The organism is Pseudomonas sp. 58(2021) (assembly GCF_017491585.1).
GTDB lineage: Bacteria > Pseudomonadota > Gammaproteobacteria > Pseudomonadales > Pseudomonadaceae > Aquipseudomonas > Aquipseudomonas fluorescens_BT.
This window is the reverse complement of record NZ_JAFGYZ010000012.1, coordinates 46,144-62,146: the sequence shown is the minus strand read 5'-3', so window position 1 is coordinate 62,146 and position 16,003 is coordinate 46,144. Positions and strand designations below refer to the sequence as shown.

The window sequence follows — 16,003 nt, the reverse complement described above, 5'->3', positions numbered from 1 at the left end:
GCAGGTTTCAGGCTGCCGGGAACGGCAGTCTGGCTTGCAGCTTGCGGCTTGAAGCTTTTCGCTAAAGAGGATTTTTTGAATGTCGCAGAAATTTGACGTAGTAGTGATCGGTGCGGGCCCTGGCGGCTACGTGGCAGCCATCAAGGCCGCGCAACTCGGCCTGAGCACTGCCTGCATCGAGAAGTACACCGATGCTGAAGGCAAGCAAGCCCTGGGCGGCACCTGCCTGAACGTAGGCTGCATTCCTTCCAAGGCGCTGCTGGACAGCTCCTGGAAATACAAGGAAGCGAAAGAAAGCTTCAACGTCCACGGTATCTCGACCGGCGAAGTCAAAATGGACGTCGCTGCGATGGTTGGCCGCAAGGCTGGCATCGTCAAGAACCTGACCGGCGGTGTTGCCACCCTGTTCAAGGCCAACGGCGTTACTTCGATCCAGGGCCACGGCAAACTGCTGGCCGGCAAGAAAGTCGAAGTCACCAAGCCCGACGGCTCGGTTGAAGTCATCGAAGCCGAAAACGTCATCCTGGCTCCAGGTTCGCGTCCGATCGACATTCCACCGGCTCCGGTCGATCAGAAAGTCATCGTCGATTCGACTGGCGCTCTGGAATTCCAATCCGTACCTAAACGTCTGGGCGTGATCGGCGCTGGCGTGATTGGTCTGGAACTGGGTTCGGTCTGGTCGCGTCTGGGTGCAGAAGTGACTGTCCTGGAAGCCCTGGACACCTTCCTGATGGCAGCGGACACCGCGGTTTCCAAGGAAGCGCTGAAAACCCTGACCAAACAGGGGCTGGACATCAAGCTGGGCGCTCGCGTAACCGGCTCGAAAGTGAACGGCGACGAAGTCGTTGTGAACTACACCGACGCCAACGGCGAACAGACCATCACTTTCGACAAGCTGATCGTAGCCGTTGGTCGCCGTCCGGTGACCACTGATCTGCTGGCAGCCGACAGCGGCGTGACCCTGGACGAGCGCGGTTTCGTGCACGTTGACGATCACTGCGCCACCACCGTACCGGGCGTCTACGCCATCGGTGACGTGGTTCGCGGCATGATGCTGGCTCACAAGGCCTCGGAAGAGGGCATCATGGTCGTCGAGCGCATCAAGGGCCACAAGGCCCAGATGAACTATGACCTGATCCCTTCGGTTATTTATACTCACCCGGAAATCGCATGGGTCGGTAAAACCGAGCAGGCCTTGAAAGCTGAAGGCGTTGAAGTTAACGTCGGCACCTTCCCGTTCGCAGCATCCGGCCGTGCCATGGCCGCCAACGATACCGGTGGTTTCGTCAAGGTCATCGCCGATGCCAAGACTGACCGCGTATTGGGCGTGCACGTGATTGGCCCGAGCGCTGCAGAACTGGTTCAGCAGGGCGCGATCGGTATGGAATTCGGCACCAGCGCTGAAGACCTGGGCATGATGGTTTTCTCCCATCCGACCCTGTCCGAAGCCTTGCACGAAGCAGCTCTGGCAGTGAATGGCGGCGCCATCCACATTGCCAACCGCAAGAAGCGTTAAGACACACAATAAGAAACCACGGCGGTACGGCCCGTCGTGAGCCTTGCGTGCAAGACTCACCGCGGAATGTCCGCTGGACGCAGCCTTGCGTAGCTGCACCGGGTATCCGGAAAGGCTACGCAAGCAGCAGTCACAGGTGGCGCGGCACTCATAAAGAGCGCAGCGCCGAATGCGCAGTACCTAACGAAGACGGTAAAAAGCATGAATCTTCACGAGTATCAGGGTAAGCAGCTGTTCGCTGAATACGGCCTGCCAGTTTCCACTGGTTTCGCAGTAGACACCCCGGAAGCAGCAGCAGAAGCTTGCGACAAAATCGGCGGCAACGAGTGGGTTGTCAAAGCCCAGGTTCACGCCGGTGGTCGCGGTAAAGCGGGCGGCGTCAAGCTGGTTCGCAGCAAAGAAGACGCCAAAGCCTTCGCACAGCAGTGGCTGGGCAAGCGTCTGGTGACTTACCAGACTGATGCCAATGGCCAGCCAGTCACCAAGATCCTGGTTGAATCGTGCACTGATATCGCTAAAGAGCTGTACCTGGGCGCTGTCGTTGACCGTTCGAGCCGTCGCATCGTGTTCATGGCTTCCACCGAAGGTGGCGTGGACATCGAGAAAATCGCTCACGACACTCCAGAAAAAATTCTGAAAGCCACTATCGATCCACTGGTTGGCGCTCAGCCATTCCAGGGTCGCGAGCTGGCATTCCAGCTGGGTCTGGAAGGCAAGCAGGTTGCTCAGTTCGCCAAGATCTTCGTAGGTCTGGCCAAGCTGTTCAAGGATCACGACCTGGCTCTGCTGGAAGTGAACCCGCTGGTGATCAAGGCTGACGGCGATCTGCACTGCCTGGACGCCAAGATCAACATCGACGCCAACGCAATGTACCGTCAGCCTAAGCTGAAGACTTTCCACGATCCGTCCCAGGACGATCCGCGCGAAGCGCACGCTGCCAAGTTCGAACTGAACTATGTAGCGCTGGAAGGCAACATCGGCTGCATGGTGAACGGTGCCGGCCTGGCCATGGGTACCATGGACATCGTCAACCTGCACGGCGGCAAGCCAGCCAACTTCCTCGACGTAGGTGGTGGTGCTACCAAAGAGCGCGTGACCGAAGCTTTCAAAATCATTCTGTCCGACAGCAATGTCGCTGCAGTACTGGTTAACATCTTCGGCGGCATCGTTCGTTGCGACATGATTGCCGAAGGCATCATCGGTGCAGTGAAAGAAGTCGGCGTGAAAATCCCGGTTGTTGTTCGTCTTGAAGGCAACAACGCTGAACTGGGCGCTAAAGTACTGGCAGAAAGCGGTTTGAACATCATCGCTGCTACCAGCCTGACCGACGCTGCTCAACAAGTCGTTAAAGCTGCGGAGGGCAAGTAATGAGCGTCCTGATCAATAAAGACACCAAAGTAATCTGCCAGGGCTTCACCGGTGCGCAGGGTACTTTCCACTCCGAACAAGCCATTGCCTACGGCACCAAAATGGTTGGCGGCGTGACACCAGGCAAAGGTGGCACCACTCACCTGAACCTGCCTGTGTTCAACACTGTGAAAGAAGCTGTAGAAGCCACTGGCGCCACCGCCAGCGTGATCTACGTTCCGGCTCCTTTCTGCAAGGACTCGATCCTGGAAGCAGCGTTCGGCGGCATCAAGCTGATCGTCTGCATCACCGAAGGCATTCCTACCCTGGACATGCTGGACGCGAAAGTTAAGTGCGACGAGCTGGGTGTTACCCTGATCGGCCCTAACTGCCCAGGCGTGATCACTCCGGGCGAGTGCAAGATCGGCATCATGCCAGGTCACATCCACTTGCCAGGCAAGGTCGGTATCGTTTCCCGTTCCGGCACCCTGACCTACGAAGCTGTTAAGCAGACCACTGACGCCGGTTTCGGTCAGTCGACTTGCGTCGGCATCGGCGGTGACCCGATCCCGGGCTCGAACTTCATCGACATCCTGAAGCTGTTCCAGGAAGACCCGAAGACCGAAGCGATCGTCATGATCGGCGAGATCGGCGGTTCGGCTGAAGAAGAAGCGGCTGCCTACATCAAAGCCAACGTGACCAAGCCGGTTGTTTCCTACATCGCTGGTGTGACTGCTCCTCCGGGCAAGCGCATGGGCCATGCGGGTGCAATCATCTCCGGCGGCAAAGGCACTGCAGACGAGAAATTCGCTGCGCTGCAAGACGCAGGCGTGAAAACCGTGCGTTCGCTGGCAGACATCGGCAAGGCCCTGGCCGAGCTGACTGGCTGGGAAGTGAAGAAGTAAGCTTCGGCTGACTTCTCTGCTCCAGCAACAAAGGCCACCTTCGGGTGGCCTTTGTCGTTTCTGTTGGGTGAGTTGACGAAGGTGAGTTATAGGCACCTGCCCAATTACATGCAAAAACGCGACACAGACATGTCGCGTATCGGATAGTTCGCCCTCAAACAGTGCGTTTGTCAGACAAATTCGTTAGGCTAGCAGCCATTTTTGCGTCTGCCGCCCACAAGGCATGCAACGCGCTAAACGGGTCAGTCCCATACGGATTGACAGCATTTCCCTAACCCCACAGGGAAATCCCCCTCTAAATTCCGATTCAGTAGTGTGGTATTTCCTTAATGAAAGTTTTGAAAGGTCAGGACATCCTGGCACTTGGCTTTATGACATTCGCCCTGTTCGTCGGGGCCGGCAACATCATTTTCCCGCCTATCGTCGGTTTGCAGTCCGGGCCAAACGTCTGGATGGCGGCGCTGGGCTTCCTGATCACGGCAGTCGGTCTGCCGGTGGTCACCGTCGTGGCGCTGGCCAAGGTCGGCGGAGCGATGGATGCCTTGAGCACGCCGATCGGCAAGATTGCCGGTGGCGTACTGGCAGCCGCGTGCTATCTGGCGGTCGGCCCGTTGTTCGCCACGCCGCGTACCGCAACCGTGTCTTTCGAAGTGGGCCTGGCGCCGCTGACCGGTGAAAGCCCGCTGGCGCTGTTCCTCTACAGCTCGGTGTATTTCCTGCTGGTATTCTTCATCTCGCTCTATCCGGGCCGTCTGCTGGATACCGTAGGACGTTTCCTGGCGCCGCTGAAGATCATTGCCCTGGCCGTACTCGGCATCGCTGCGTTCGCGCTGCCGGCCGGTGATATCGGCGTGGCCACTCCGGAATACGTCGCGGCACCGTTCTCTCAAGGCTTCATCAATGGTTACCTGACCATGGATACCCTGGGCGCCCTGGTGTTCGGCATCGTCATCGTCAATGCGATCCGCTCCCGTGGCGTTGAGTCTCCGGCACTGATCACCCGTTACGCGATCATCGCCGGGCTGATTGCCGGTGTCGGTCTGGCGTTGGTGTATGTCAGCCTGTTCCGTCTGGGTTCCGGCAGTCATGAAGTGGCCGCTGGCGCTACCAACGGCGCGGCGGTGTTGCACGCTTATGTGCAACATACCTTCGGTTCGCTGGGCAGTGGCTTCCTCGCGGTACTGATCTCCCTGGCGTGTCTGGTGACGGCGGTCGGCCTGACCTGTGCCTGCGCTGAATACTTCAGTCGCGTAGTGCCGCTGTCCTACAAGACGCTGGTCATCATCCTCGCCGCGTTTTCGTTGCTGGTGTCCAACCTGGGCCTGACCAAGCTGATCGCGTTCTCGATCCCGGTGCTGACCGCGATCTACCCGCCGTGCATCGTGCTGGTGGCCCTGAGCTTCTGTGCCGCGTTCTGGCATGAACAGAGCCGCATCATGGGCCCGGTGATGCTGGTGTCGTTCGTGTTCGGCACCATCGATGCGCTGAAAGGCGCCGGTCTGGCTGACTGGATGCCATCGCAACTGGCCCACCTGCCGCTGAGCGAGCAAGGCCTGGCGTGGCTGGTGCCTTGCGTGATGACCCTGGTAGTTGCCGTCGTTTGTGATCGCCTGCTGGGCAAGCGCGCCGAAGCACTTGCCTAAGATTGCCGGGCTGCCACAAGCGGCCTTGGGCGATTAAACAGAAATGCCCCGTATCAATCGATACGGGGCATTTTTTATGGGCGTGAGGCAGTGTCTTTTTCCTTCGACTAACGTCGAAGGGGAGCCGAAATCTTCATCACAGGGAATTGCATGTCGTTCATACAAGCCAACCTGATTCATCTGCTGGCCGCGCTCTGGTTCGTCATCTGCTGGGGCGGTTACACCCGTTATGCCACCTGGAAGGGCCGTGACACCGCGTGCCTGGCCAGTGTGTTGCACCTGTACCGCGAAGACTGGATGCGTCGCATGCTGCTGCGTGACAACCGCATCGCCGACGCCAGCGTGATCGGCAACCTTGAGCGCAATGCGTCGTTCTTCGCCTCCAGCACGTTGATTATCCTGGCCGGCATTCTGACTGTGCTCGGTGCTTCGGAGCGTGCAGTGTCGTTGCTGGCAGACATCCCGATGGTGCAGCAGGCCTCCCAGGGTATGTCGGAGATCAAGTTGCTGTGCCTGGCGCTGGTGTTTGTGTATGCCTTCTTCACCTTCAGCTGGTGCATGCGCCAATACAACTTCGCCGCCATTCTGGTCGGCTCGGCCCCGATGATCGGTGAGCGTCAGGTTTCCGAGCAGGAGCGCAAGGCGTTCGCTTCACGGGCGGCACGGGTGATTTCGATGGCGGCCAACCAGTTCAACTTCGGTCTGCGTTCCTACTACTTCGGGATGAGCATGCTGGCGTGGTTCGTCAGCCCGTGGCTGTTCATGTTGATGAGCGCTGGCGTTGTGCTGGTGTTGTATCGCCGCGAGTTTCATTCCGACGTGCTCGATGTAATGGTCTATACCCCTACAGAGGCGCCATTGCCTGAAGCGAACAAAGAGGCTGCTTGATGAGTATTCCGTTCTGGTGTGTGTTGATCAGTGCGTTGTTGATCTACGTGGCGCGCATGCCCGTGGGCAAGGCCATGAAAGAGCAGGGTGGCTACAACAACCACCTGCCGCGTCAGCAGCAGGCGCAGCTCACCGGTTACGGAGCCCGGGCGTTGGCCGCCCACCAGAACAGCATCGAAGCCTTCATCCTGTTTGCCGTCGGCGTGCTGATGGCGCATACGACGCAGACGGCGGGATGGCTCATCGATACATTGGCGATCATCTTCGTGATCGCACGGATTCTCTATTTGTGGTTCTACCTCGCGGACATTCCCGCGCTGCGCAGTCTGGTCTGGCTGGTCGGCTTAGTTTGCTCATTGTTGTTGATGATTAGTCCGACTTTTAGAACTGTCTTGCTCTAAGGCGGCATGGGCAAAAAATCACAGGCAAAAGAAAACCCGCACTTGGCGGGTTTTCTTTTTTGCCAGCGAGAAGCGGTTTATTGCTTCTTGGCAGCTTCTTCTTGCGCTGCAGCGTTCGATTCAGCCTGAGCTTTGGCAGCTTCGGCGTTTTCTTTCGCTGCGTCGTTCACTTTATCCTGAGCTTTGTTCATGTCTTGCTGAGCTTGTTCAGCATGTTGGTTGGCATCTTGAGCTTTGTCCTCGGATTTTTTATCGCAGGCAGCGAGACCGAGGGAAGCGGTCAACATCAAGGCAATAGCTAAAGTCTTACGCATGGGGTGTTTCTCCTTATGGAAAATAACTACTGGCCTTAAGAGCTCGGGCCCAAGGGTTAAGTTCCTCATTTCTCACAGATATAAGTTTGTTTTGCAATGGAACTTTTGCTGTTCTTGCCACTACCGGGAGCAGTGATTAACAAGAGTAATTATCAAATGGCCGAAAACCCTGTTTTTGAGCGCGCGACACGCTTTCTCTCGGCCCTGCGCCACTGCCAGGTACTGGGTTTGAAAGTGCACAGCGCCAGCAGCGAAGGCCTGACCGTGGTCCTGCCGTACAGCGCACAGATCGTTGGTAACCCGCTGACCGGCGTGGTTCACGGCGGGGCGATCACGTCGCTGATGGACACAGCGTGTGGCATGGCCACCCTGTGCGTGCTGCCGGAATTCGAAGTCTGCCCGACCCTTGATCTGCGCATCGACTACATGCACGCCGCCGAGCCGCATAAAGACGTCTATGGCTTCGCCCAATGTTATCGAGTCACCACCGATGTGATCTTCGCTCGCGGCTTCGCGTATCAGGATGATCCCGAGCAACCGATTGCGCATGTCGTCGGCACCTTCATGCGCATGGGCAAGGGTCTTAAAGGCACAAAAGGCTTTGGTGGCGCGATCAAGGGAGAGAACCCATGAGCGATGATTTCAAGCTGCAACTGCTAGAAGCTCACGAGAAGGGTGACTACGCGCCGCTGCTCAAACTGATTCCCTACGCCGGACTCATCGGCGTCGAGTGTTCGCGGGTCGGAGATGACCTGCTGTTCAAGCTGCCGGCCAACAAGGACAACATTGGTAACCCTTTATTGCCGGCGATCCACGGCGGAGTGATCGCCGGATTCATGGAGCTGTCTGCCGCCCTGCACTTGCTGATTTTCACCGGTGCGCCCGGTGTGCCGAAAATCATCGATTTCTCCCTCGATTACCTGCGGGCCGGGCAGTTTCGCGACACCTGGGCCCGGTGTCAGGTCTGCCGTCAGGGCCGGCGGGTGGCCAACGTCGCGGTCACGGCCTGGCAAAGCACCGAAAGTGAACCGATTGCTACCGCCCGCGCGCATTTCAAAATCGATGAGCCCTTGAAATCCTGAAGCACGCCCCCAACTCACAGAACAACCCGCCGCCGACCAGCAGGGTCGCGGCCAATGCCATCTGATTGGAGTTTGATGACCATGAGTGTGGAAACTCAAAAGGAAACCCTGGGCTTCCAGACCGAGGTGAAGCAGCTGCTGCACCTCATGATCCATTCGCTGTATTCCAACAAGGAAATCTTCCTTCGCGAATTGATCTCGAACGCCTCTGACGCCGTCGACAAATTGCGCTTCGAAGCCCTGGCCAAGCCAGAGTTGCTCGAAGGTGGCGATGAACTGAAAATCCGTGTGAGCTTCGACAAGGACGCCAAGACCGTCACCCTCGAAGACAACGGCATCGGCATGAACCGTGACGATGTGATCACCCACCTGGGTACCATCGCCAAATCCGGCACCGCCGATTTCATGAAGAATCTCTCGGGCGATCAGAAAAAGGATTCGCACCTGATCGGTCAGTTCGGTGTGGGCTTCTACTCCGCATTCATCGTTGCTGACAAAGTTGACGTGTACAGTCGTCGCGCCGGCACTGCCGCCAGCGAAGGCGTGCACTGGTCGTCGAAAGGCGAGGGCGAATTCGAAGTCGCCACCATCGACAAGCCAGAGCGCGGCACCCGCATCGTCCTGCACCTGAAACCCGGTGAAAACGAGTTCGCCGATGGCTGGCGCCTGCGCAACATCATCAAGAAGTATTCCGACCACATCGCGCTGCCGATCGAGCTGCCGAAAGAAGTGGCCGCTGCCGAAGGCGAAGAGAAGCCTGAAGTTGAGTGGGAAACCGTCAACCGCGCCAGCGCCCTGTGGACCCGTCCTCGCACCGAAGTGAAGGACGAGGAATACCAGGAGTTCTACAAACACATCGCTCATGACTTCGAAAATCCGCTGTCGTGGAGCCACAACAAGGTCGAAGGCAAGCTCGAGTACACCTCGTTGCTGTACGTGCCGCGTCGCGCACCGTTCGATCTGTATCAGCGTGAAGCGCCGAAAGGCCTGAAGCTGTACGTACAGCGCGTGTTCGTGATGGATCAGGCCGAGTCGTTCCTGCCGCTGTACCTGCGCTTCATCAAAGGCGTGGTCGACTCCAACGACCTGTCGCTGAACGTGTCGCGGGAAATCCTGCAGAAAGACCCGATCATCGACTCGATGAAGTCGGCGCTGACCAAGCGTGTGCTGGACATGCTGGAAAAACTGGCGAAGAACGAGCCTGAGCAATACAAGGGCTTCTGGAAAAACTTCGGTCAGGTCATGAAAGAAGGCCCGGCAGAAGATTTCGCCAACAAGGAAAAAATTGCCGGTCTGCTGCGTTTCGCATCGACCAACGGCGACGACGGCGAGCAGATCGTCGGTCTGGCCGAGTACCTGGCGCGCGCCAAGGAAGGTCAGGACAAGATCTACTACCTCACCGGCGAAACCTACGCGCAGGTCAAGAACAGCCCGCACCTGGAAGTCTTCCGCAAGAAAGGCATCGAAGTGCTGCTGCTGACTGACCGCATCGACGAGTGGCTGATGAGCTACCTCAACGAGTTCGACGGCAAGAGCTTTGTCGACGTCGCGCGCGGTGACCTGGACCTGGGCAACCTGGACTCGGAAGAGGACAAGAAGGCCGCAGAAGAAGTCGCCAAGTCGAAGGAAGGTCTGGTCGAGCGTCTGAAAACCGCACTGGGTGATTCCGTGGCCGAAGTCCGGGTTTCCCATCGCCTGACCGATTCGCCGGCCATTCTGGCGATCGGCGAGCAGGACCTGGGTCTGCAAATGCGTCAGATTCTCGAAGCCAGCGGGCAGAAGGTGCCGGATTCGAAGCCGATCTTCGAATTCAACCCGAGCCACCCGCTGATCGAGAAGCTCGACAACGAGGCCAGCGAAGATCGCTTCAGCGACCTGTCGCACATCCTCTTCGACCAGGCCGCGCTGGCGGCTGGCGACAGCTTGAAAGACCCGGCCGCTTACGTGACCCGTCTGAACAAGCTGCTGGTCGAGCTGTCCGCTTGATCAAACGGTAGAAAAACCCGCTTCGGCGGGTTTTTTCATTCTGGAATTCAACCAATCTGGAGTCAGAAATGAGCCAAGTCACTGTACGTTCCGTGGTCTATCAGATTGACGGCCAGCCTTATGAAGGGCGCCTGGCGTTCGACGCCGAGCACAAAGGCGCGCGTCCGGGCCTGCTGATGGCGCCGAACTGGATGGGTGTCAGCGCTGGCGCTGAAGAGATCGCCAAATCGGTGGCGGCCAAGGGGTATGTGGTGCTGATCGCTGACGTGTACGGCCAGGCCGTGCGTCCGCAGAACGCCGATCAGGCCGGTGCGGCGATGATGCCGCTGAAGAATGATCGCGCACTGCTGCGCAAGCGTATGCAGGCCGCGTTCGAACACTTGCAGAAGCAGGGCGAGGCGGCGGTCGATACCTCGAAACTGGCGGTGTTCGGTTTCTGCTTCGGCGGTTGCTGTGCACTGGACCTGGCCCGTACCGGAGCCCCGGTGAAAGCGGCGGTGTCGTTCCACGGCACACTGGATTCGCCGAACCCGGCGGACGCAAAGAACATAAAGGGCTCGGTGCTGGTGCTGCACGGTGCTTCCGATCCGTTGGTGCCGAAAGAGCAGTTGCCGGCATTCGAAGACGAGATGAACGCCGCTGGCGTGGACTGGCAGTTGTTGAGCTACGGCGGCGCGGTGCACTCGTTCACCGATCCGCACGCCAATGTGCCGGGCAAGATGATGTACGACGCGAAGACCGCAGTGCGGGCGTTCAAGTCGATGCATGACTTGCTGGATGAAGTGTTCAAGGGCTGATTCGGTTGAAAGCACTCCCACGCCTGGCGTGGGAGTGCTGGTTTAAAGCGGTGTCGGCTCGCTGCGTGATTTCGGCAGCTCGATCCGCTCGACTTCCCCCGGCACTGTCGGCCAGTCACCGGCCGCCCACTTGCGCCGCGCCTCATCGATTGCCGCCGGATCGCTCGCAACAAAATTCCAGTTGATCCGCCGTGGCCCGTCCAGTGGCGTACCGCCGAACAACACCGCGTGGCTGTCGCTCTCGGCGAACAAACTCATTTCTTCCCCGGTCGGCAATACCACAAGCGCATGGGGTTCGACCGCTTCGCCGTTCAATTGCACATCACCGCTCAAGACATACAGCGCCCGTTCTTCATGCTCGGTCGGGATCAGCAGTGTGGTCGCGGTTTGCATCTTCAGTTCGGCATAGAGCGTAGGAGAAAGCACCGGCACCGGTGATTCCAGACAAAAGCCTGACCCGGCGATCATGCGGATCTGCACGCCGAGGTTATCGCTGACCGGCAAGGTCGAGGCCGGGTGATGGCTGTAATGCCCCGGGCCTTGTTCGTGATCTTTGGGCGACGCGAGCCAGATTTGCAGGCCGTGCATCTTGAAGCTCTGATCCCATAGCGGTTCGGGTGTGCGCTCGACGTGAGCGATCGCCGTGCCGGCCGTCATCCAGCTGACATCGCCAGCACTGACCACCTGATCCGAACCCAGGCTGTCCTTGTGCTGGATCTGCCCTTCGAACAGATAGGTCAAAGTCGACAGACCGATGTGCGGGTGCTGTCGGATGTTCATGCCTTTGCCCGCCGGATAAACCGTTTCGAGCATGTGGTCGAAAAACACGAAAGGCCCGACGCTGCGGCATTTGGCTGACGGCAGCGGACGCAGGATCGGCTGGCCTTCGACGTCTTCGGCGCGCGGGCGGATGATCAGGGGTTGGGTGTCCATGGTCCATTCCAGGCTGAGCGGGTGATGCATGAAGCATAACCCGCCGGTGTCGTCGGGGTGATTACTGGCTGTCGAAGCCGACTGGCGCGTGGGTTTCGATGGTGACTTCGCTGGTGGTCATCAGCTTGTGAATCGGGCATCGATCGGCGACGCGCAGCAGTTCTTCGCGCTGGGCATCGGTGAGCACGCCCTTGAGGGTGAGGGTCACGTGCAGGGCGTATTTGCCTTTCTGTTCCTGGCTGTTGTCGCGTTTGACTTCAACACCGACGCCGGTCAGCGGGATGTCCTTTTTCTTAGCGTACAGCTTCAGGGTCAGGGCCTTGCAGGCGCCGAGGGCGGCGTCGAAGTAATCGTGCGGCTCCGGAGCCGAGCCTTCGCCGCCGGCGGTCGTCGGGACATCGGCGAACAGTTCATGTTCATCGATCTGTACAGTGTGGCGAAAACCTTCGGCAGACACGGTATTGACGGTAACGGTCATATGAACCTCGCAAGCTGTAGGAAAAGGGATTCGATCAAAAAAGACCTTGCAGGTATAGAGCATTCCCACACAGGCGCGTTCCACTTTCTTGCCGGGTGAACCCTCGTTGTCCGGCGAGGGTCTAGGCTATGCCTGTCTGCCGGAGAATGCTTGTGTCCGTGTTTCGTTTGAGTCTTGCCTGCCTGATGGTTTTCACCGGCGCCGCCAATGCCCGGGAATACATCTACAGTGACGCGCACCTGCATTACGTGGATTTTTTCCAGGAAACCGCCGGCATGCCGAAATTGCTGACGGCCATGAAGGAAAACTCCATTGAGCATGTGATGATTTCCGGCATTCCCGTGGCGAAGAAATGGCACGAAGACGAGCCGAAGCGCCCACGTTATTACGCTGGCGATGATGCCGATGCCTATTGGTACAGCGCGACTGACGTGATCGTCGCCGACGCGGTGCAGAAACTCGCCCCGGAACAGCGCCAGTACTTTCACCCGTTCCTTTCAGGCTTCAATCCCAACGACAAGAACTCCGCCGCGCACATCCAGCGCATGCTCGATCTGTATCCCGGCTTGTGGCAGGGCATCGGCGAAGTCTTCACCCGTCACGACGACCTGACCGCGCTGACCTCTGGCGACACGCCACGCGCCAACAACGAAGCCATGACTCGCATCTATCACCTGGCCGCCGAAAACGATCTGCCGGTGATGTTGCATTCCAACATCACCTCCAAGCGTGAGAAGAATCCGCTGTACCTGAAGGAAATCGAAGAGCCGCTGCGTAATCATCCGCACACCCGGTTCATCTGGGCCCATGCCGGTACCAGTGCCGAAATCCATCGTCATCAAACGCAACTGGATTTTCTGCTGCCGACCCTCGCGCGAATGCTGGAGGCGTACCCGAACCTGTTCATTGATCTGTCGTGGAGCCTGCTGACGCCTTATCTGCTGGATGAAAAGGGCCAACCGCGAGCTGAGTGGGTGCAACTGGTGGAACGTTATCCGGATCGCTTCATGCTCGGTTCGGACGTGGTCGGGCGATTCAACAAACTCGGCAAGGAAATCCACGGCTTCAAGCCGTTTCTCGACGCCTTGCCGGAAGCGGTGGCGAAAAAAGTCGCACGGGACAACTTCCTGGCGATATTGCCGCGAACAGCGCTCAAGTCCGGCAAACCCGCGCTGAATCGATAATGCCGGAGGTTCGTAGGATCAAGGCCTTTTGATATCGCGTTTTGGTCTTACGCATTTTTTAAAAGGGCCGATACCTTCTAGAGCAACCAGCTGCAGGGTTGATGCAGCGCTTTTGGAAGGAACCAGAGCAATGAGTATCCGTAGTCTCAATATTGCACCCCGGGCCGGGCTGGGTTTTGGCGTGCTGGCGCTGATGGTGTTTGCCCTTGGCGCATTCGCCCTGCTGCAGATGTCGAACATGCGAGCCCAGTCCGACGAGGTCGACAAGAACTGGCTGCCCAGCGTGATGGCCGTGGGTGAAATGAGTCAGGACATGCTGCGTCTGCGCGCCCTGACCATGCGTCTGTTGCTCAATCGCGATCCGCAGGCCCTGGACCAGAATGTGGCCAAGCTCAATGAGCTGCGCAGTGTGTTGAGCGAAGCCCAACAACGTTACGACATCCTGATCGTATTGCCCGAAGAGCGCGCGCTGTTCGACCGCTTCAAGGTCGCCGAACACAAATATCTGGAGTTTCAAGCGCAGGTGATGACCTTGTCCGCTCAAGGACGAGTGGAGGAGGCGGCCGCCATTCTCAACGGGCAAATGAGCCCGCTGGCGGATGAAATCGCAGTGACCCTGCGTGAACTGGTCGAGCTGAACAAGCACAACGCCAATCTGGCCACTGAGGCCGCACGGCTGGTGTTCACCAATTCGCGGGTCTGGGTCGGGGTGATGATCGGCATCACCGCGCTGATTACCATTGCGCTGGCGTTATTGCTGACCCGCAGCATCGTGCTGCCGCTGTCGCAATCGCTCAATGTCGCAGAGGTGGTGGCCGGTGGCGATCTGACCGGTGATATCAGCATCTCCGGCAAGGACGAACCGGCGCGGCTGCTGCACGCGCTCAAAAGCATGCAGCACAATCTGCGTGACACCATCCGCCGAATCTCGGAGTCGTCCAGTCAACTGGCTTCGGCCTCGGAGGAGTTGAGCTGCGTTACCGAAGACGCGACGCGAGGGCTGCACCAGCAGAGTCTGGAAATCGAGCAGGCCGCCACGGCGGTCAACCAGATGACCGCCGCCGTGGAGGAGGTAGCCAGCAATGCCGTCGCGACTTCCGAGGCTTCCCGTGAGTCTGATCGCATTGCCCAGCATGGTCGCGAGCAGGTGCAGCAGACCGTGTCGTCCATCGAGCTGCTGGCGGATGACGTAACCGCCAACGCTACGCAAGTTGAGGATCTGGCACAGAAGGTCTACAGCATCAGCAAGGTGCTGGACGTGATCCGCTCGATTGCCGAACAGACCAATCTGCTGGCGCTGAACGCGGCGATCGAAGCCGCGCGGGCGGGGGATGCCGGGCGGGGTTTTGCGGTGGTGGCAGACGAAGTGCGGGCGCTGGCCCATCGCACTCAGCAGTCGACCCAGGAGATCGAGCAGATGATCGGCGGCATTCAGCAGGGCACCGATTCGGCAGTCAGCTCGATGCAGCAGAGCAACATTCGCGCACGCTCGACCCTGGAGCTGGCGAAGGCCGCTGGCGTGGCGCTGGAGGAAATCGCTTCGGCGTTTACCTTGATCAACGAGCGCAATCTGGTGATCGCCAGTGCGTCGGAAGAGCAGGCCGCCGTGGCGCGGGAAGTGGACCGCAACCTGATGAACATCCGCGATCTGGCGATGCAGACTTCGGCGGGGGCCAATCAGACCAGCGCTGCGAGCCAGGAGCTGTCGCGGCTGGCGGTGGACCTGAACAGCATGGTGGCCAGGTTCTCGGTCTGATCAGCGTTCGACAGGCGAAAAAAGCCCCGCGTTTGCGGGGCTTTTTGTTGAATCAGCTGCCTTTGACTGTTTTGCCGTTGACCGTGCCGTCCTGGAGCATGATGTTGTACTCCTTGCCGTCGGTCTCGACCTGTTGCAGGCGAACCAGCAGGTAATCCCAATCCTTGGCGAACCACATGACAGTGGTGCGCTTGCTTTGTGTCGGATCACGCACGCGTTCGACCTTGATCGCATCGATCTGGCCGGCTTTGGTTTCGACCTTCTCCGAACCCAGCACACGGAAGTCGTAGGTATCGACTTCGCCATCATCGACTACCTGATAGCTCATGCTTTTCTTGCCGGCGGCCACGTCATGCTGCAGCGCCAATTGATAGGTGGACTTGTCGACCATGCCGCGGTTGAGCGGGACTTTCACCGCGTCGCCACGGTCGGTGCCGGTGACGAGCTTGTTGTTCCAGTCGAAGTCCAGATCAGCCTTTTTCGCCTTGCCCAGGCCACCACGTTCGAAGTGGTAGGACTGTGGCAGCAGGGTGTCCTTGTCCAGGGTCAGGGTGCTTTCTTCAGTCAGGCTGGCGATCATCATCGAAGCCTTGAAGCTGAGTTTCCAGACGCCGTTCGCTTCCTTGGTCAGGCTGCGTTCGGCGGTTCCGCTCATGGGCAGCTGCTTCCAGTCGGCGGTGTAGCTGGCGGAGAACGGTTGAAGGTCTGCCGCCTGCGCAAAAGGCAGGGTGAGCAGAGCGCAAGCGAAGAGCAGGGCGCGACGCATAAAATCT

The 16,003-nt window shown here is 58.7% G+C and carries 16 protein-coding genes; 12 read left to right on the top strand and 4 right to left on the bottom strand.

Annotation, left to right across the window (positions count from 1 at the left end; genetic code table 11):
- Positions 1-79 precede the first annotated feature (79 nt).
- The 6 genes from lpdA to J5M72_RS15545 all read left to right on the top strand — a co-directional run bounded on the left by lpdA (position 80) and on the right by J5M72_RS15545 (position 6,700).
- The gene (gene lpdA / locus J5M72_RS15570) at positions 80-1,516 is read left to right on the top strand and encodes a dihydrolipoyl dehydrogenase (RefSeq protein WP_011333117.1); all 1,437 of its coding nucleotides are present in this window, start codon (positions 80-82) and stop codon (positions 1,514-1,516) included.
- A 201-nt stretch (positions 1,517-1,717) separates the two neighbouring features.
- The gene (sucC, locus tag J5M72_RS15565; protein ID WP_007959029.1) at positions 1,718-2,884 is read left to right on the top strand and encodes an ADP-forming succinate--CoA ligase subunit beta; all 1,167 of its coding nucleotides are present in this window, start codon (positions 1,718-1,720) and stop codon (positions 2,882-2,884) included.
- Positions 2,884-3,768, top strand: a complete 885-nt coding sequence (sucD, locus tag J5M72_RS15560; RefSeq protein WP_011333119.1) for a succinate--CoA ligase subunit alpha — start codon at positions 2,884-2,886, stop codon at positions 3,766-3,768. The genes sucC and sucD overlap by 1 nt, the downstream gene beginning before the upstream one ends.
- 329 nt (positions 3,769-4,097) lie before the next feature.
- Positions 4,098-5,411 (top strand): branched-chain amino acid transport system II carrier protein, encoded by a 1,314-nt coding sequence (brnQ, locus tag J5M72_RS15555; RefSeq protein WP_169429452.1) that lies wholly within the window; start codon positions 4,098-4,100, stop codon positions 5,409-5,411.
- Positions 5,412-5,561: 150 nt separating this feature from the next.
- Entirely contained in the window at positions 5,562-6,299 is a 738-nt protein-coding gene (locus J5M72_RS15550; protein ID WP_011333121.1) for a DUF599 family protein, read from the top strand.
- Positions 6,299-6,700 carry an MAPEG family protein gene (locus J5M72_RS15545; protein ID WP_169429453.1) on the top strand — a complete coding sequence of 134 codons (402 nt, stop codon included), beginning with the start codon at positions 6,299-6,301 and terminating at the stop codon, positions 6,698-6,700. The genes J5M72_RS15550 and J5M72_RS15545 overlap by 1 nt, the downstream gene beginning before the upstream one ends.
- A 77-nt stretch (positions 6,701-6,777) precedes the next feature.
- On the opposite strand, the gene J5M72_RS15540 is transcribed toward J5M72_RS15545, so the two are convergent.
- On the bottom strand, positions 6,778-7,014 hold the full coding sequence (locus J5M72_RS15540; RefSeq protein WP_007959016.1) for a hypothetical protein: 237 nt from the start codon (positions 7,012-7,014) through the stop codon (positions 6,778-6,780).
- 156 nt (positions 7,015-7,170) lie between these two features.
- On the opposite strand from J5M72_RS15540, the gene J5M72_RS15535 reads away from it, so the two are divergent.
- The 4 genes from J5M72_RS15535 (at position 7,171) to J5M72_RS15520 (ending at position 10,879) form a co-directional block, all read left to right on the top strand.
- Positions 7,171-7,647, top strand: coding sequence for a PaaI family thioesterase (locus J5M72_RS15535; protein WP_085710556.1), 477 nt, complete (start codon positions 7,171-7,173; stop codon positions 7,645-7,647).
- On the top strand, positions 7,644-8,096 hold the full coding sequence (locus J5M72_RS15530; protein WP_207866264.1) for a PaaI family thioesterase: 453 nt from the start codon (positions 7,644-7,646) through the stop codon (positions 8,094-8,096). The genes J5M72_RS15535 and J5M72_RS15530 overlap by 4 nt, the downstream gene beginning before the upstream one ends.
- Positions 8,097-8,177: 81 nt before the next feature.
- Complete coding sequence (gene htpG, locus J5M72_RS15525; RefSeq protein WP_207866262.1) at positions 8,178-10,082, top strand: molecular chaperone HtpG; 1,905 nt, start codon at positions 8,178-8,180, stop codon at positions 10,080-10,082.
- Positions 10,083-10,150: 68 nt separating this feature from the next.
- On the top strand, positions 10,151-10,879 hold the full coding sequence (locus J5M72_RS15520; RefSeq protein ID WP_207866260.1) for a dienelactone hydrolase family protein: 729 nt from the start codon (positions 10,151-10,153) through the stop codon (positions 10,877-10,879).
- Between the two features lie 42 nt (positions 10,880-10,921).
- Here J5M72_RS15520 and J5M72_RS15515 read toward each other — a convergent pair whose 3' ends face one another.
- Positions 10,922-11,812, bottom strand: coding sequence for a pirin family protein (locus tag J5M72_RS15515; protein WP_169429457.1), 891 nt, complete (start codon positions 11,810-11,812; stop codon positions 10,922-10,924).
- Between the two features lie 61 nt (positions 11,813-11,873).
- Positions 11,874-12,290: an OsmC family protein gene (locus J5M72_RS15510; protein WP_007959010.1), complete on the bottom strand. Its 417-nt coding sequence runs from the start codon at positions 12,288-12,290 to the stop codon at positions 11,874-11,876.
- Between the two features lie 128 nt (positions 12,291-12,418).
- Here J5M72_RS15510 and J5M72_RS15505 point away from each other — a divergent pair, with 128 nt between their 5' ends.
- Together J5M72_RS15505 and J5M72_RS15500 are read left to right on the top strand one after the other, a co-directional pair.
- A complete protein-coding gene (locus J5M72_RS15505; RefSeq protein WP_207866258.1) occupies positions 12,419-13,474 on the top strand; it encodes an amidohydrolase family protein in 1,056 nt (351 codons plus the stop codon).
- Between the two features lie 130 nt (positions 13,475-13,604).
- Positions 13,605-15,230, top strand: coding sequence for a methyl-accepting chemotaxis protein (locus J5M72_RS15500; RefSeq protein WP_169429459.1), 1,626 nt, complete (start codon positions 13,605-13,607; stop codon positions 15,228-15,230).
- A gap of 52 nt (positions 15,231-15,282) precedes the next feature.
- Here the strand turns inward: J5M72_RS15500 and J5M72_RS15495 are convergent, their stop codons facing one another.
- Positions 15,283-15,996, bottom strand: coding sequence for a DUF3108 domain-containing protein (locus J5M72_RS15495; RefSeq protein ID WP_169429460.1), 714 nt, complete (start codon positions 15,994-15,996; stop codon positions 15,283-15,285).
- Between the last annotated feature and the right edge of the window lie 7 nt (positions 15,997-16,003).